The organism is Comamonas sp. lk (genome assembly GCF_900564145.1).
In the GTDB taxonomy this organism is placed as follows: domain Bacteria; phylum Pseudomonadota; class Gammaproteobacteria; order Burkholderiales; family Burkholderiaceae_C; genus Comamonas.
The window spans coordinates 2,762,881-2,776,257 of record NZ_UOOB01000001.1; the positions used below are offsets into that span (position 1 = coordinate 2,762,881).

17 protein-coding genes are annotated in these 13,377 nt (G+C 58.1%); 16 read left to right on the plus strand and 1 reads right to left on the minus strand.

Annotated elements, in window-relative coordinates; genetic code table 11:
* Positions 1-11: 11 nt before the first annotated feature.
* From EAO39_RS12640 to EAO39_RS12695, 13 genes are all read left to right on the plus strand, one after another.
* The gene (locus EAO39_RS12640) at positions 12-479 is read left to right on the plus strand and encodes a phage regulatory CII family protein (protein WP_120967860.1); all 468 of its coding nucleotides are present in this window, start codon (positions 12-14) and stop codon (positions 477-479) included.
* Positions 457-651 (plus strand): hypothetical protein, encoded by a 195-nt coding sequence (locus EAO39_RS12645; RefSeq protein WP_120967862.1) that lies wholly within the window; start codon positions 457-459, stop codon positions 649-651. The genes EAO39_RS12640 and EAO39_RS12645 overlap by 23 nt, the downstream gene beginning before the upstream one ends.
* Entirely contained in the window at positions 644-1,531 is an 888-nt protein-coding gene (locus EAO39_RS12650; protein ID WP_120967864.1) for a hypothetical protein, read from the plus strand. Before EAO39_RS12645 ends, EAO39_RS12650 begins: the two co-directional genes overlap by 8 nt.
* On the plus strand, positions 1,528-2,928 hold the full coding sequence (locus EAO39_RS12655) for a replicative DNA helicase (protein WP_120967866.1): 1,401 nt from the start codon (positions 1,528-1,530) through the stop codon (positions 2,926-2,928). Before EAO39_RS12650 ends, EAO39_RS12655 begins: the two co-directional genes overlap by 4 nt.
* An 18-nt stretch (positions 2,929-2,946) precedes the next feature.
* Positions 2,947-3,417: a RusA family crossover junction endodeoxyribonuclease gene (locus EAO39_RS12660; protein WP_120967868.1), complete on the plus strand. Its 471-nt coding sequence runs from the start codon at positions 2,947-2,949 to the stop codon at positions 3,415-3,417.
* Entirely contained in the window at positions 3,414-3,887 is a 474-nt protein-coding gene (locus EAO39_RS12665) for a DUF1367 family protein (RefSeq protein WP_120967870.1), read from the plus strand. Before EAO39_RS12660 ends, EAO39_RS12665 begins: the two co-directional genes overlap by 4 nt.
* 45 nt (positions 3,888-3,932) lie before the next feature.
* Entirely contained in the window at positions 3,933-4,337 is a 405-nt protein-coding gene (locus EAO39_RS12670; RefSeq protein ID WP_120967871.1) for a hypothetical protein, read from the plus strand.
* Positions 4,316-4,882 (plus strand): helix-turn-helix domain-containing protein, encoded by a 567-nt coding sequence (locus tag EAO39_RS12675; RefSeq protein WP_120967873.1) that lies wholly within the window; start codon positions 4,316-4,318, stop codon positions 4,880-4,882. Before EAO39_RS12670 ends, EAO39_RS12675 begins: the two co-directional genes overlap by 22 nt.
* The gene (terL, locus tag EAO39_RS12680; protein ID WP_120967875.1) at positions 4,863-6,284 is read left to right on the plus strand and encodes a phage terminase large subunit; all 1,422 of its coding nucleotides are present in this window, start codon (positions 4,863-4,865) and stop codon (positions 6,282-6,284) included. The genes EAO39_RS12675 and terL overlap by 20 nt, the downstream gene beginning before the upstream one ends.
* Before the next feature lie 12 nt (positions 6,285-6,296).
* Positions 6,297-6,902: a hypothetical protein gene (locus EAO39_RS22575; RefSeq protein WP_162989552.1), complete on the plus strand. Its 606-nt coding sequence runs from the start codon at positions 6,297-6,299 to the stop codon at positions 6,900-6,902.
* A gap of 120 nt (positions 6,903-7,022) precedes the next feature.
* Positions 7,023-7,586, plus strand: coding sequence for a hypothetical protein (locus tag EAO39_RS12685; protein WP_162989553.1), 564 nt, complete (start codon positions 7,023-7,025; stop codon positions 7,584-7,586).
* A gap of 21 nt (positions 7,587-7,607) precedes the next feature.
* Complete coding sequence (locus tag EAO39_RS12690; protein ID WP_120967879.1) at positions 7,608-8,987, plus strand: phage portal protein; 1,380 nt, start codon at positions 7,608-7,610, stop codon at positions 8,985-8,987.
* A complete protein-coding gene (locus EAO39_RS12695) occupies positions 8,953-9,885 on the plus strand; it encodes a phage minor head protein (RefSeq protein WP_120967881.1) in 933 nt (310 codons plus the stop codon). The genes EAO39_RS12690 and EAO39_RS12695 overlap by 35 nt, the downstream gene beginning before the upstream one ends.
* A 2-nt stretch (positions 9,886-9,887) precedes the next feature.
* Here EAO39_RS12695 and EAO39_RS22580 read toward each other — a convergent pair whose 3' ends face one another.
* Complete coding sequence (locus EAO39_RS22580; RefSeq protein ID WP_162989554.1) at positions 9,888-10,484, minus strand: hypothetical protein; 597 nt, start codon at positions 10,482-10,484, stop codon at positions 9,888-9,890.
* A 133-nt stretch (positions 10,485-10,617) separates the two neighbouring features.
* Here EAO39_RS22580 and EAO39_RS22985 point away from each other — a divergent pair, with 133 nt between their 5' ends.
* From EAO39_RS22985 to EAO39_RS12710, 3 genes are read left to right on the plus strand one after another with little or no spacing between them, the layout of a single operon-like run.
* Positions 10,618-11,898 (plus strand): DUF2213 domain-containing protein, encoded by a 1,281-nt coding sequence (locus EAO39_RS22985; protein WP_240466986.1) that lies wholly within the window; start codon positions 10,618-10,620, stop codon positions 11,896-11,898.
* A 9-nt stretch (positions 11,899-11,907) separates the two neighbouring features.
* Positions 11,908-12,369, plus strand: a complete 462-nt coding sequence (locus tag EAO39_RS12705; protein ID WP_120967883.1) for a hypothetical protein — start codon at positions 11,908-11,910, stop codon at positions 12,367-12,369.
* A 9-nt stretch (positions 12,370-12,378) separates the two neighbouring features.
* Positions 12,379-13,377, plus strand: coding sequence for a major capsid protein (locus tag EAO39_RS12710; protein WP_120967885.1), 999 nt, complete (start codon positions 12,379-12,381; stop codon positions 13,375-13,377).

The following is a 13,377-nucleotide window of genomic DNA, read 5'->3' on the forward strand; positions in this document are numbered from 1 at the left end:
AGCAACCGGATATGACGCCCCAAGACGCACTGCGCCAAATGGCCAAGGCTTACCCAGGCGGGTATGAGAGCCTGGCACCGAGAGTTGGCAAGACCGCTGAGGTTCTGCGCAAGGAGCTTTCAGGCGATCCCAAGTTCAAGCTGGGCCTGTCGACTTCTTTGCTGATTTCAGAGCTGTGCATCGAAGCCAAGGCCCATCACTGCTTTGATTTCGTGAATGCCGTTGCTGCTGATGGCGGTGGCTTCGTTCGCTTGCCCGTGGTCGAAATGAGCGAGCCGGCTTGCGTGAATCGTTCCATCTCTGCAGTGACCACCGAGCTTTCACACGTCGTGACGGCAACGCTCGAGGGGAATGCCGACGGCCATATCTCGGACAACGACATGGTGCGCATCCAGAAGGAAGTTGCTGATGCCCGCGCGGCACTTCAGCAGCTCGAACAGTCCATTGAGGCGAAGCATGCAGCGGGCAAGCGTGCTTAACCCGGGCAAAGAAAAACGCCTGCAGTCGTTGGCGCGACGTGCAGGCGATCTGGAGATTAAGGCGATGGACGCCGGACAGCGCGACCGCGCCTATCACTTCATGCGTCGAATGTATCGGCTCCTCGAGGTGCAAGCAGTCCTGCTTAAAGAGAAGGAGGCCAGCCGTGGCTAACCACTGGTTCCGCTTGTATGCGGAGTTCGCACACGACCCCAAGGTCCAGATGATGAGCGAGGCCATGCAGCGCCGTTACATCATGCTGATGTGCATGCGTTGCAGTAACGACCTAGTAACGTTACAGGACGACGAAGTAACGTTTCACCTTCGAATTACTGCTGAAGATTGGACCGAGACAAAAGCGCTGTTCATCAAGAAGGGATTCATTGATTCAGAGCTGAATTTGCTGAACTGGGAAAAGCGTCAGTTCAAAGTTGATAGCAGCTCAAGCAGTGCTGAGCGCGTTGCCAAGCATAGAGCGAAGAAAAAAGCAGAGGGCGGTAACGCTGTAACGGGCGATGTAACGTTACCAGTAACGCCTGATAACGCCCTAGAACAGATACAGAACAGAACAGATACAGAAAAGAATAAAGAACCTAACGGTTCTGTCGGCGGGGCCGACGATGCAGACCTGAAAAACGAAACTTTGGACGGGAAGCCGTCTGCTGCTGGTGACAACGCCGAAGGAGAAGGGGAGGGCAAAGGCCCCAAGCTGCCACCGTGCCCCGTGGATGCCATCGTGGGTCTGTACCACGAGCAACTGCCCGGCTTGCCGAGCGTCAAGCTGCTCAGCGACAAACGCAAACGGGCGTTGAGCAAGGTCTGGCGCTGGGTCCTGACCAGCAAAAAATCGGACGGAGCGCCGCGGGCATCCACCGCCGAAGAGGCCTGTACCTGGCTGCGCGGCTACTTCGGACGAGCCAGCAAGAACGATTTCCTGATGGGCCGGGGACCACGCTCAGCTGAGCATGCGGGCTGGCAGTGCGACCTCGATTTTCTGCTGACCGACCGTGGCATGCAGCACGTCATCGAGCGCACGAAAGGCGGTGCTGCATGAACGCCCGCAGCATGCCGCCATTGGATGAGGAATTCGAAGCGCCCGCTAACAAGCCAATGCTTGTCAGCTATGAATCTGAGAGCGCATTGATCGGCTCTTTGCTGTACGACGCCCGCCAATTCGACGTGGTCTCGGACATCGTCCAGGCCAAGGATTTTGCCGACGAACTGCACGCCACAGCCTTCGGCGCCATCAGCGCCATGGCCCACGCCGGCAAAGCTATCGATGTCATCACGGTGCACGAGCACCTGCAGGGCCGGGTCGAGCTGATGGCCTTGAACGACCTGCACAACTGCGGCACATCGTCTGAGTCCGCAGTGCGCCGCTACGCCGAGATCGTTCATGAGCGGGCGCTGAGCCGGCAGCTGGTGGCTGTGGTGACTCAGGCCCGTGAGCTGGCCGCCGATCACACGCTGCCCATCAGTGAGCGTGTTGACAAGGTTTCGGCCCAGCTGGCCAGCCTGGCAGCCGATGGCCCAGGCGACGAGTGGGTGAGCGTCGATACCGGCATGGACGAGTTCATGGCCGATCTGGACGCCCGCTGCTCTGGCAACGGAGATCCATTTCTGCCCACCGGCCTGCATGCGTTGGACCTGCAGCTGGACGGCGGCATGCGCCCCGGCGAGCTGATCATCATCGGCGCCCGGCCGGCCATGGGCAAGACGGCTCTGGCCATGACCATCGGCATGCACGGCGCAAAGCTGGGGCAGACCGTGGCCATGTTCTCGCTGGAAATGCAGCGTGCTGACCTGTGGCAGCGCCAGGTGGCCATGGAGGCCGAGGTGCCACTGAGCAAAATTCGCCAGCCGCACAAGCGCATGAGCAATGCCGATTACGACGCGGTGACAGCGGCCAATCTTCGCCTCAAGCGCCTGCCGTTTTACGTCACGGACCGCACCGGCTTGAACATCAACACGCTGCGCACCAAAACCCGCTCCCTCAAACGCCGCCATGGCCTGCGCCTGCTGATCGTGGATTACCTGGGCCTGATGCACGGCACCAACCCCAAGGACAACCGCACCACGCAACTGGGTGAAGTGACCCGAAGCCTCAAGGAACTGGCCAAGGAGTTGGGCATCACGGTCCTGCTGCTGGCCCAGCTCAACCGAGAAGTGGAAAAGCGCGTCGACCAGCTGCCCATGCTGTCCGACCTGCGCGACTGCGGCGAGATCGAGCAGGACGCAGACATCGTGCTGTTCCCCCACCGGCCGATCCACCTCAAACCCAGCCTGGGCCCGGAGTGGCAGAGCTACGCCACCTTGCGCGTGGCCAAGCAGCGCGCCGGCGCCACCGGTGATCTGCACCTTCGCTACACCGGGCCATTCGTTCGCTTTGGCAACTGGCATGGCGAGAAGCCGGGCACGGGCGCCACGCGTCAAGACGATGACTTTGAATAAAAACAGGAGCACGAAACCATGATCACACTTACGCTTCCGTACCCAATCAGTGCCAATCGTTACTGGCAGACCCGCGTTATCAAAATGGCTGGCCAGTCCCGGGCCATGACCTACGTCAGCGCCGAGGCCAAGGCTTTCAAGGATCAGGTGGGCTGGCTGGCCAAGGCTGCCGGGGTGCTCAAGCCCATCCTGGGCCGGGTAGCCATCTCGTACACGCTGCACCCTCACTGCCCGCAGGATGCCCAACGCCGCATGAAGCGTGATCCCTATACCTGGGACGACACCGTGCAGTGCATCGATCTGGACAACGCCCAAAAGGTGCTACTGGATGCCCTGAAGGGCGTGGCCATCGAGGACGACAAGTGGGTGCGCCGCATCACGGCCGAACGTGGTATGCCCGTGGATGGCGGCAAGCTGGTGGTGACGATCACGCCCATTGCGGCAGCGCCGGTGCAAGAGCAGGGCGATTTGCTGGGGGCGTTGCCATGAGCCGGCTCGTCATCACCAAGGGGATGGACGGCAAGCTCTGCGGCTTGGACGAGAAGGGCCAGCGTGCCTACAACAAGTTCAAGGCCGTGGTGGCTGGCCTGCTCCCGGGCCAGACCCTGGGCTTTACCTTCCGCGTGCCCCGCAGCCCCCAGCACCACGCATTTTTCTTCCTCAAGCTGCAGAAGCTGCTCGAGCGCACCGAGGAGTTCGCAGATCTGGACAAGCTGCGCGCCTGGGTGATCTTGGGCGCCGGATACGCGGATTTTGTGCCCGGCCTGGATGGCAAGCCGAACGCCATCCCCAAATCCATGGACTTCGACAACATGGACGAGGCCGAATTCTCGGAGCTGCATCGCGCCGTCGATGCCTTCCTTTGGACCTTGCGCGCCCAGGCCATCTTGTGGCCCGCGCTCAACGCAGATCAGCGCTGGGCCTGCATGGAGTCGTTCATGGAGGGCTCCCAGCGTTGACCCAGCCCAGCACGCATTGCATTCATCGCAGCAGAGGAGGCGCCCATGGGACGAAATGACATGCAGTTTGACCTCTTCGACAGCCTGACGGTGCTCGAGGAACTGCGTACCGGCTTGGAGGAGGCGGAAATCGATCCGCCTGTCGTCCATAGCATGGTGCGTGCAGTGGATTGCAGTGCACCGCTCCTGGCCGGGCCGACTTCGGTTTTCGATTTGGCAACCACGGGCCTTCAATTGCGCGCCCCGCCCAGCTCTCCGGAGAAGAACAGCAATGTGATGCTGGTCACAAGGGGCAACGGGGTTGTGCGGTGTCAGGTGGTTCGCTTTTCTGAGACCGACGAAGGCATGGAGAAGGAGCGCCAGCGTCGCGCCCGCCAAATTGTGCCCAGAGCACGCAAACAGACTTTCAAGATGAGGAACAGCAGGATATGGGACGACCCTCAAAGCTGACGGAGAAACAGTGGGGAGAGATCACCGCAAGGCTGGTATCAGGGGAGAGGGCTGCAGATCTGGCAAGAGAGTACGGCGTCTCCAAAGCTGCCGTAAGTTCACGAGTTTCGAAACGCGCAGAAACTATCCATAGCGTTGCAAATCAAGTGGTTACGGCGGAGCGCTCGCTCGCAAGACTGCCGGTTTCTGAACAGCTGATTGCAGTTAACTTAGCCTCCAAGCTTCGGGCGATCAGCGACAACCTGGCAAGCGCTGCCCAGTACGGTGCCCAGACGGCCCACCGTCTCAGCGCCTTGGCAAATTCCGAAGTGGCAAAGGTGGACGATGCCGCACCCTTGGCGCCCGAGAGCGTGAATGCCATGAAGGGAGTGGCTGTACTCACCAAGCTGGCCAACGACAGCGCAAGCATTGCGCTCAATCTGCTGGCCGCGAACAAGGAAACGATCAAAGAGATCAATAGCGAAGAGCCCCAGAGCCAAGGTGTGGGGAACGTTTCCCCGCAACAGCTGAAGGAAGCCGTTCAGAGTGTCCAGGCCAAGTTTTAGTGCGGCAGAGCGGCTTGCTGCTATCGGCTGGGCGCGTGAAGACCTGTATTCGTTCTCCCGTTGGATGTTCCTGCAGCGCAAGGGCTACCTCTGGCTGCGGGCCCAGCACCACGAGATGATCTGTAATGCCCTGATGCGGGTGTTCAGGGGGGAGTGCAAGCGCCTCATCATCAACATTCCGCCGCGGTACTCCAAGACCGAGCTGGCGGTGGTCAACTTCATCGCCTGGGCCATGGGCAAGGTGCCAGATGCTGAATTCATCCACAGCAGCTACAGCACGCCTTTGGCCGTCAACAACAGCACCAATGTGCGCGGGCTGGTCCAGCACGAAGCTTATGCCGAGATCTTCCCCAGCCTGCGGCTGGCTTCTGATGCTGGCTCGCACTGGAAGAGCACCGCTGGCGGTGTGATGTACGCCACGGGCACGGGCGGTACGATCACCGGCTTTGGCGCGGGCAAGCACCGAGAGGGCTTTGGCGGGGCCATCATCATCGATGACCCACACAAAGCCGACGAGGCCAAGTCAGACACCATCCGCAAAGGCGTGATCGACTGGTTCCAGAACACGCTGGAGAGCCGCAAGAACAGTCCAGACACGCCCATCATCGTGATCATGCAGCGTCTGCACGAGGACGACCTGGCCGGCTGGTTACTGGGCGACCGTGGAAAGGACGGCCATGGGCCGCCGGTGGCTGGCGGCAATGGTGAGGTCTGGGATGTGTTGCGTCTATCGGCCTGGGTGGGCCAGGACGAGGCACCGCTCTGGCCCGGTAAACACAGCGTTGAAGAGCTGCAGCGCATGGAGAAGGCCAATCCGTATGTTTTCGCGGGCCAGTATCGGCAACGGCCAGCACCACCTGCCGGCGGCGTCATCAAACCAGACCTGATGACCGTGGTGGACGCCATCCCGGCCAACGTGGTGGAGTGGTGCCGCGGCTGGGACTTGGGTGCATCTGCCTCTGGAGACTTCACCGCCGGCGGCAAGGTCGGTCGGCTGGCCGATGGCCGCTACATCATTGCTGACATGAAGCGGGAGCAGTTCGAGACCAATATGCGCGACCAGCTCATCAAGAGCACTGCCGTTTCAGATGGCCGTTTGCTCAAGCAAAGCCTGCCGCAGGACCCTGGTCAGGCCGGCAAGTCCCAGGTACTGGCCTTTGCCAAGCTGCTGGCTGGCCACAACGTGCACTTCAGTCCTGAGTCAGGCGACAAGGTGACTCGGGCTACGCCGCTGGCCAGCCAGATCAACGCTGGCAACGTGCTGCTGCTCAGGGGTGCTTGGAACACACCATTCATTGATGAGTGCCGATTGTTCCCTTTTGGCAAATATGATGACCAAGTCGACGGGGCTGCAAGAGGGTTTAATGGGTTGTTGCAGCCGACTGTTGGAATATTTACCTGAGAGGATCTTATCGTGAGTGGTCAAGGGAAGGTTGATAATTATTTAGAAAAAAGCATTACAAGATGGCAGTGGGGTATTGGGATATACGTTGTCTTGAATATCTTAATATACTTCGGTTGGTTTAAAATAATAAATAATTTCAATCTGGCTTTAAGCGCTGATGTTTGGGGGCAAGCCGGAGATTTTTTTGGTGGAATACTAAATCCAGTCGTCGCATTAGCAGCATTTTTTTGGTTAACCAAAGGTGTTCGGTTACAAAAGGAGGAATTGGCGGCCACAAGGCTTGCTTTAGATGAATCTGCTAAATCTCAAAAGCTTCAGGAAAAGCATGCGGCAATTTCTGTTCGCATCGATGCTCTAACTGGCCTCATTAATTCAATTCTTACAGAAGTCACCATGCATCGGACTTTCATTTGGCAAATGAATGAAGCAATCGATAAAGGAAGGGCTGGTGTGCGAGATGCTACTGGTACGTGGGTTAGCATAGATTCAGCTCAAGCAAGCATCGCATCTGTAAATTCAAGAATTGGTGAGCTCATGCTTCTAAGGCATAAGTATGAAAATGAATTAAAAAGAATACTGGAGTCAACAGAAGATGCATCGAAATTGGATGCTTAGTATTTCTCTGAAGCCTGTGGCAGGCAAGAGATCATCGCCCTCGAAGGTGTGATTTAGGCTGTAATAATGATTTTTGACCCGTTGCAGCCTAAATTGAGAATGTTTGTTTGAAGGAGTGTTGTGATTTTAGTAGAAAATAATAATAAGTCTTTCGTGATACTTTACGTCGCGATTGGATTTGTAATAGGCGGAATATTGTCTATTCCCATCGCAACTTGGTTTTACTTTTCTCCAGCGCCTACTTTCGAAATTAACGGACAAATTGGTGATTTCTTTGGTGGAATTTTGAATCCGATAGTCGCTCTTATGGCATTGGTATGGTTAGTCAAGGGGGTGAAGCTGCAACAGAAGGAGTTGGAGGAAACAAAATTCGCGTTGCAAGCATCGGAGAAACATCAGGCTGCGCAAGTTCGAATATCAGCCATTACTGCTCTAATTTCATCATTGAATGATGAACAACATAAACTACGTGATTACAGAAAAACAGTTCAAATAGCAGTAGACGATATTGTTAAGCAACACGATGAACAGGCGCGGCAATTGCCTCCAGGTTCAACACTATGTATGGACGTGTGGGAGGTGAGCCGCATGGAAGAACTGCAAGCCTTAAATTCGGCGATCGAAAAGTACGAAGAACAAAAAACAGCTTACCTAGCAGAGTTACGCACGATTCTCGAAGGGTAGTCCTCCATAGCATGAAGATCCATGCCTGAGATCACCACCAACTCCCTTGAACTCTCTCGTGCCCGCCATGAGTTCCTCGGCTCACTGGGCCTTGACGCAAAGCGGGCGACTGCCTGGATTCAGTACGGTTACAGCGAGCAGGTCAGCTTTGAAATGCTCTATGCCGCTTACGAGCGTGGCGGCGCAGGCCATGGAGCTGTGCACCGGCTGCTGGATGTCTGCTGGCTCAAGCTGCCGCGCATCAAGAAGCCGGACAGCGATGAGAAGAGCCCGTGGGAGGTCAAAGCGGGCAAGGTGCTGCGCTCGATTCGCGCTTGGAGCAAGTTCAAGGACCTGGACCGGCGCAATCTGGTGGGCAGGTATGCGGCAGTGATCTACCGCGTGGCCGACAGCAAGACGCTGGATCAGCCTCTGGAGCGTGCAACCAAGCTGGTCGACCTGATCCCTCTCTACGAAAACCAGATCAAGGTCACGAAGTGGCACACAGAGCAGGGCGCAGAAAACTATGGCACGCCGGCTATGTTTCAGTACCGGAAGATCAGCCCACCCGGCACGGAGACAGAGGGAAGGCCTGAGGAGTGGGCCGATGTTCACCCAAGTCGCGTGCAGATCCTGGCCGAGGGCGCGGTCGGCGACTTCTACGATGGCGTGCCCCTGCTGCGCGCCGGCTTCAACCGGTTGGTGGATCTGGACAAAATCGCTGGCGGTTCGGGCGAGTCGTTCCTGAAGAACAGCGCCCGCACCATAGTTTTCAAGTATGAAGCGGGAGCGACACCTCAGGCCATTCCTGGACCAGATGGCGCCGAGACAAAGTCGGTGCGCGCAGCCCACGAAGAGCAGGCCAGGGCCCTGAACCGCAGCACGGACGCTGCTGTCGTCATGCAGGGTGGTGATGCAACGACGCTGCAAACCTCGATCAGCGACCCCACCGGTCCCTGGACCACGGCGGCCAATGAATTTGCAGCCTCCGTGAGAATCCCTTTCACCGTGCTATTTGGCCAGCAGACAGGCCGCTTGGCCAGCGATGAGGACAAGTCCGACTTTGCTAACCGCTGTTCCAGCCGGCAGGAGTTCGAGCTCACGCCAATGCTCGAGGAGTTCATCACCCGCATGCAGGCGGCCGGCATCATCGATGCTGGAGAGTTTGAGATTGAGTGGCCACCGGTCAATGCGCCGACCGAGAAGGACAAGGCCGAACTGCTGGGCAAGATGACCGCTGCCATGCAGCAGGCCTTTCAGGCGGGGCTGACAGAGCCTCTTTTTGATGCGAACGAGCTGCGCGCCGTAATGGACTTTGAGCAACGCAAGGACGACGGGATGCCGACCGAAGATGATCCGGCTCGGGCCGACCAGGTAGATCCCGCTGATGAGCGACTCGACAATGCGCCAGCGAACTCCTAACCCGGCCATTCCTGGCACGCGCAGGGACCGCACAGGCTCCACGCTGCTGCTGCGCAAGGCGCTGGTCGCCATCAATGAGCGCTGGAAGAGGCTCACCACGGATGTGCTGGCCGCATTCGATCGCATCCCGGTCTACGCCCTGAACGACACGGGCCCACAGGTGGCCTATGGCATCACCCCAGCCATCCTCGACATCGTCCTGCTGGAGATTGCAGCTGCGCTGGATCGCTGGGTGCAGAACGGCAAGGAGCCAAAGGAGCTGTTCTGGTGGAATCCGTTCGTTGAGCAGGCATCACAGCTCGGCGCGTTGCAAAGCGTGACCAATCTCACGAATCTCTCTGAGGCTTATGCTGCTTCACGCTCGTTCGATCAGGTGGTCCGCAGTGAGCCGTATCTCACCCGGGTGGCGCTGGCCCGCATGAAGAGCTACGAGCACTGGACAGGCTTGCGCGCCGAGGGGCAGAGCCGTCTGGCCGGCATCATCGGCCGTGCTGTGGCGGATGGCCTAAATCCGAAGGCCGCCCGGACACTGATCGTTGAAGGCCTGGGCGTGACTAGGTCAAAGGCTGCTCAGTATGCGCAGACTGACATCACCGACACCTTGCGGCAGGCTCGCTGGGCTGAATCCGAAGCGGCGCAGGTGCAGTTCGGGCTGAAGATTGGGATGCTGTGGACCTCGGCGCTGTTGCCGACCACCCGGGCCACGCATGCGACACGCAATGGCCGGGTGTATTCCACAGATGAGGTTCGGGCTTTCTATGGACGAGACGGGAACCGATACAACTGCCACTGCGGGCAGACCGAGTGTCTGCTGGATGCCAGTGGCAGCCCCATACTGACGAGCAAGTTGCAGCAGGCTATGGACAAGGAGCGTGAAAACTGGGTATTCAAGCTCTAAGGTCAATCTCTGCTCGAGGAGATGGTCGATTCGCTTGATACCTCGATCTCTCCCACCTCGATCTTCACAGTAATCGCTCTTACCCTGTTTCGCTTTACTGCAGAGTCGACAGCGGAATTGCTCTGATTAAGCGTTGGCTCAACTCTGCGGCGAGTTTGAGTTGGTTCAATCCGACTGGAACCAGCTTTTAGCCGATCTGCAGCGCGCTTGACATGCTTTGCGAGAACTTTCACACCACCCTTTGCACCATCATATGCAAGTGCTGCTGCAATACTTGCCATGATTGCGTCTGAATTTGTTGATAAAAAAATTCCCGTCTGCGCAACCCCTTGAAGTATGAGCGAGCCTTTTCGAATCGAGGTTACTTCAACTTGAACAAGTGCCGGTTCGTCTGACTGCGGTGCATATACATAGCGCCCCGAAGTACTTTGCTCCAGTTGCGTTGCAGCGATTTCATTTATTGCACGATTTGCCGCCGTAGATAAGGCACCTATTTCTGCCAGCGTCAAATTGCTTTTCTCATTGTCTTCTCTGACGTCAAGAGTGATCTTAATCACGGGTTTATTTTGATCAGCTCTCCGCTTTTTAGATTCCTGCATCTACCCCTCCGTTTGAATCAACAAAATATTCTAAGAATTTAGGCAATCTAGGATAGCTGAAGGCATGCGCATTTCCGTTGAAACAAGAATTCTTGCCTACCTAGCATGGCCAGCATCTACATGAGGCAGGACCATGGCTAAAAAGCGCATCCACATCATCAGTGCCGTCAATGCGGCCAACGTCAGCAAATCTGGCACCACCTACACCATCCGCGACGTCTGCGGGGCAGTCGATGACATCGTGATGAATCGCCGGCTGTACCCAGCCGACCAACTGGCCGCCGGCGTCAAGAGCCTGAATGGCAAGCCCGCCCCCGCAGGGCACCCCAAGAACAGCAAGGGCCAGCACATCAGCGCGGCCAACGGCGAAGCCCTGGCCTCAGCGTGGATCGGTGCCTACTGCACCAATGCACGGCACGAGGGCGGCCGCACCCTGACCGATATCGTCGTCAATGGCGATATGGCCCAGGCCACGGAGCAGGGCAAGAAGCTGGTTGCTAGGCTGGATGCCGCTATTGCCAGCACCAATGCCGATCCCATCCACGTCAGCACCGGCCTGAACCTGATCGAGGTCGTGGCCAACGGCGAGAGCCATGGCAAGAAATACAGCTCAATCGCCACCAACCTGCATTACGACCATCTTGCGATCCTGCTGGACGAGCCGGGCGCCGGCACGCCGGAGGAGGGTGTGGGCATGTTCCTCAACAGCGATGGCGGCGAGGATGAGATCGAGACCATCAAAGTCAACCAGGATCCCGAAGACCGGCGCTATGAGGGCGCCATTGGCTGGCTGCGCAGTTTCTTCACTAACAAGGACATCAGCTTCGACCAGATCTATGACGGCCTGCGCGTTGGGTTGCCTGAAAACTCATGGATCCGTGAGGTATTCGCCTCCTATGCAGTCTGGTCTGACGAGGCCGGAAAGCTGTGGCGCCAGGACTATCACGTCGCAGAAAGTGGCTCCGTAGCATGGGTCGGACAGCCTGTTGAAGTCGTTCGGCAGGTGTCTTATGAACCCGTCACGAACCAACAGGAGATTGACACAGTGAAAGAACAGATCATCGCCGCGCTCAATGCTGCGGGCATCAAGACTGAAGGTCTGACCGATACGCAGGCCCTGGCTGCTTACAACTCAGTCGTCAAAAAGCCTGTCGAGGACGAGCTGGCGGCAGAAAAGGGTAAATCCAAAAAGCTCGAAGACGACAAAAAGGCCGTCGAGAACGCCGAACGTGATGCGCTGGCTACTGAACTGGCCACTAACAGCCAGCTCACCGTGGATGACCTGAAGCTGTTCTCACTCGAACGCCTGAAAGCCTTTAAGGCCAATGCTTCTGCTGCGCCCGTGGTGGTGGGTAACAGCGGCCAGAAGACGCCGGCCGACGAGTTCGCCGGCTACGACCTCAACAAACTCTAAGGAGCCGACATGGCCAATCGCATTTCCCGTACTGGCAGCGGTGTTCCGCGCCCCCGCACGATCACCGACAAGACAGTCGCCGCAGCGCTGTTGCCCGGCACCTTTGTGCTGGTTGGGGCCGAACAACTGACCCAGGCCACTGCCATAGGCGGCGGCCGGCTGGCCATTTTGGGTGACCGCGACTTCTACAGCTCTTTTGGCATTGGGCAGTCGCCCGACCCGTTGATGACGCCCTACAAGCTGGGCGAGTCCGGCGTAGCCTACATCCCCAAACCCGACGATGAGTTTCTGTGCGCCATGGCTGCAGGCTCCTACACCTATGGCCAGGAGTTGACGGTGGGCGCCGCTGGCCGACTGACGGCTGCAGCGGCCGGTGCTGTGGTGGTTGCCTATTTCGATCAGCCCGGCAAGACCGTGCTGGCCGGCGAGCTGGCCGATGTGGTCATCGCCAATTCCTACACCAAGCCCTAAGAGGTCCAAATGCTGATCTTCACCAACGAACAACAGACCGCCATCAAGGCTGCCCGTACAGGCTTCAATACGCGCGCCACGGCCATGGCGGCCGGCATTGTTGCAGGCCTCGAGGGCAACTCTCTTGCCATTCCGCTGGATGCATGGCGCCGCATCGATACCCGCGTGCAGCAGATCTCACGCACGCGCCTGCAGATGTTCAACCGACTGGCCGCTGCCAGCAGCATCCCCGTGTCCATCGCCGATCTGGTGAACTTTTACCCGCAAGTCAGCGATAGCGGTGAAGTGCAGGTGACGATGGATGGCCGCAACGCAGGCAAGGCCGATCAGGCCGTCGTGAAGTACGCCGGCACCCCGGTTCCGATCTTCAACTCAACCGCACGCTTCGGTTGGCGCCAAATGGAAGTTATCCGCAAGGGCGGCGGCATGATCGACACGGCCACGATCGGCAACCATCAGCGCAAGGTAGCAGAGAAGCTGGAAGACATGGTGCTCAATGGCCTGTCGGGCATTGATGTCGACGGCAACGTGATTTACGGCCTGCGCAACCTGCCCGCGCGCAACACCTTCGTGCATGGCTTCACCTTGGCCACAGCCACGGGCGCGCAATGGCTGAGCGCGTTCAAGCAAGCGATTGCCGCTGCCATGGGCGACAACCAGTATGGCCAGATCACGCTGTTCATCAACCAGGCTGACTACACGGCAGCTGACACAACTGACTATGCCGCCAACTACAGCGGCACCATCGTGCAACGCTTGCAGGCAGTCAACCAGGTCAAGGAAATCGTGCCGGTGGCCTCGGTTCCTCCAAACGAAATCCTTGGCATTGTGGATATCGACGGTGGCGAGTGGGGTGGCATCCTGTCGGCCATGCCGCTGGTAACGCGCCCCAAGAACCGCATTGAGCCGGAAGATGACTACCTCTTCGGTGTGATGGCAGCGGCTTCCCCGCAGTTCCGCAGCGATTTCACCGGCCAGTCGGCTTTCCTGCACGGTACCCAGGCATAA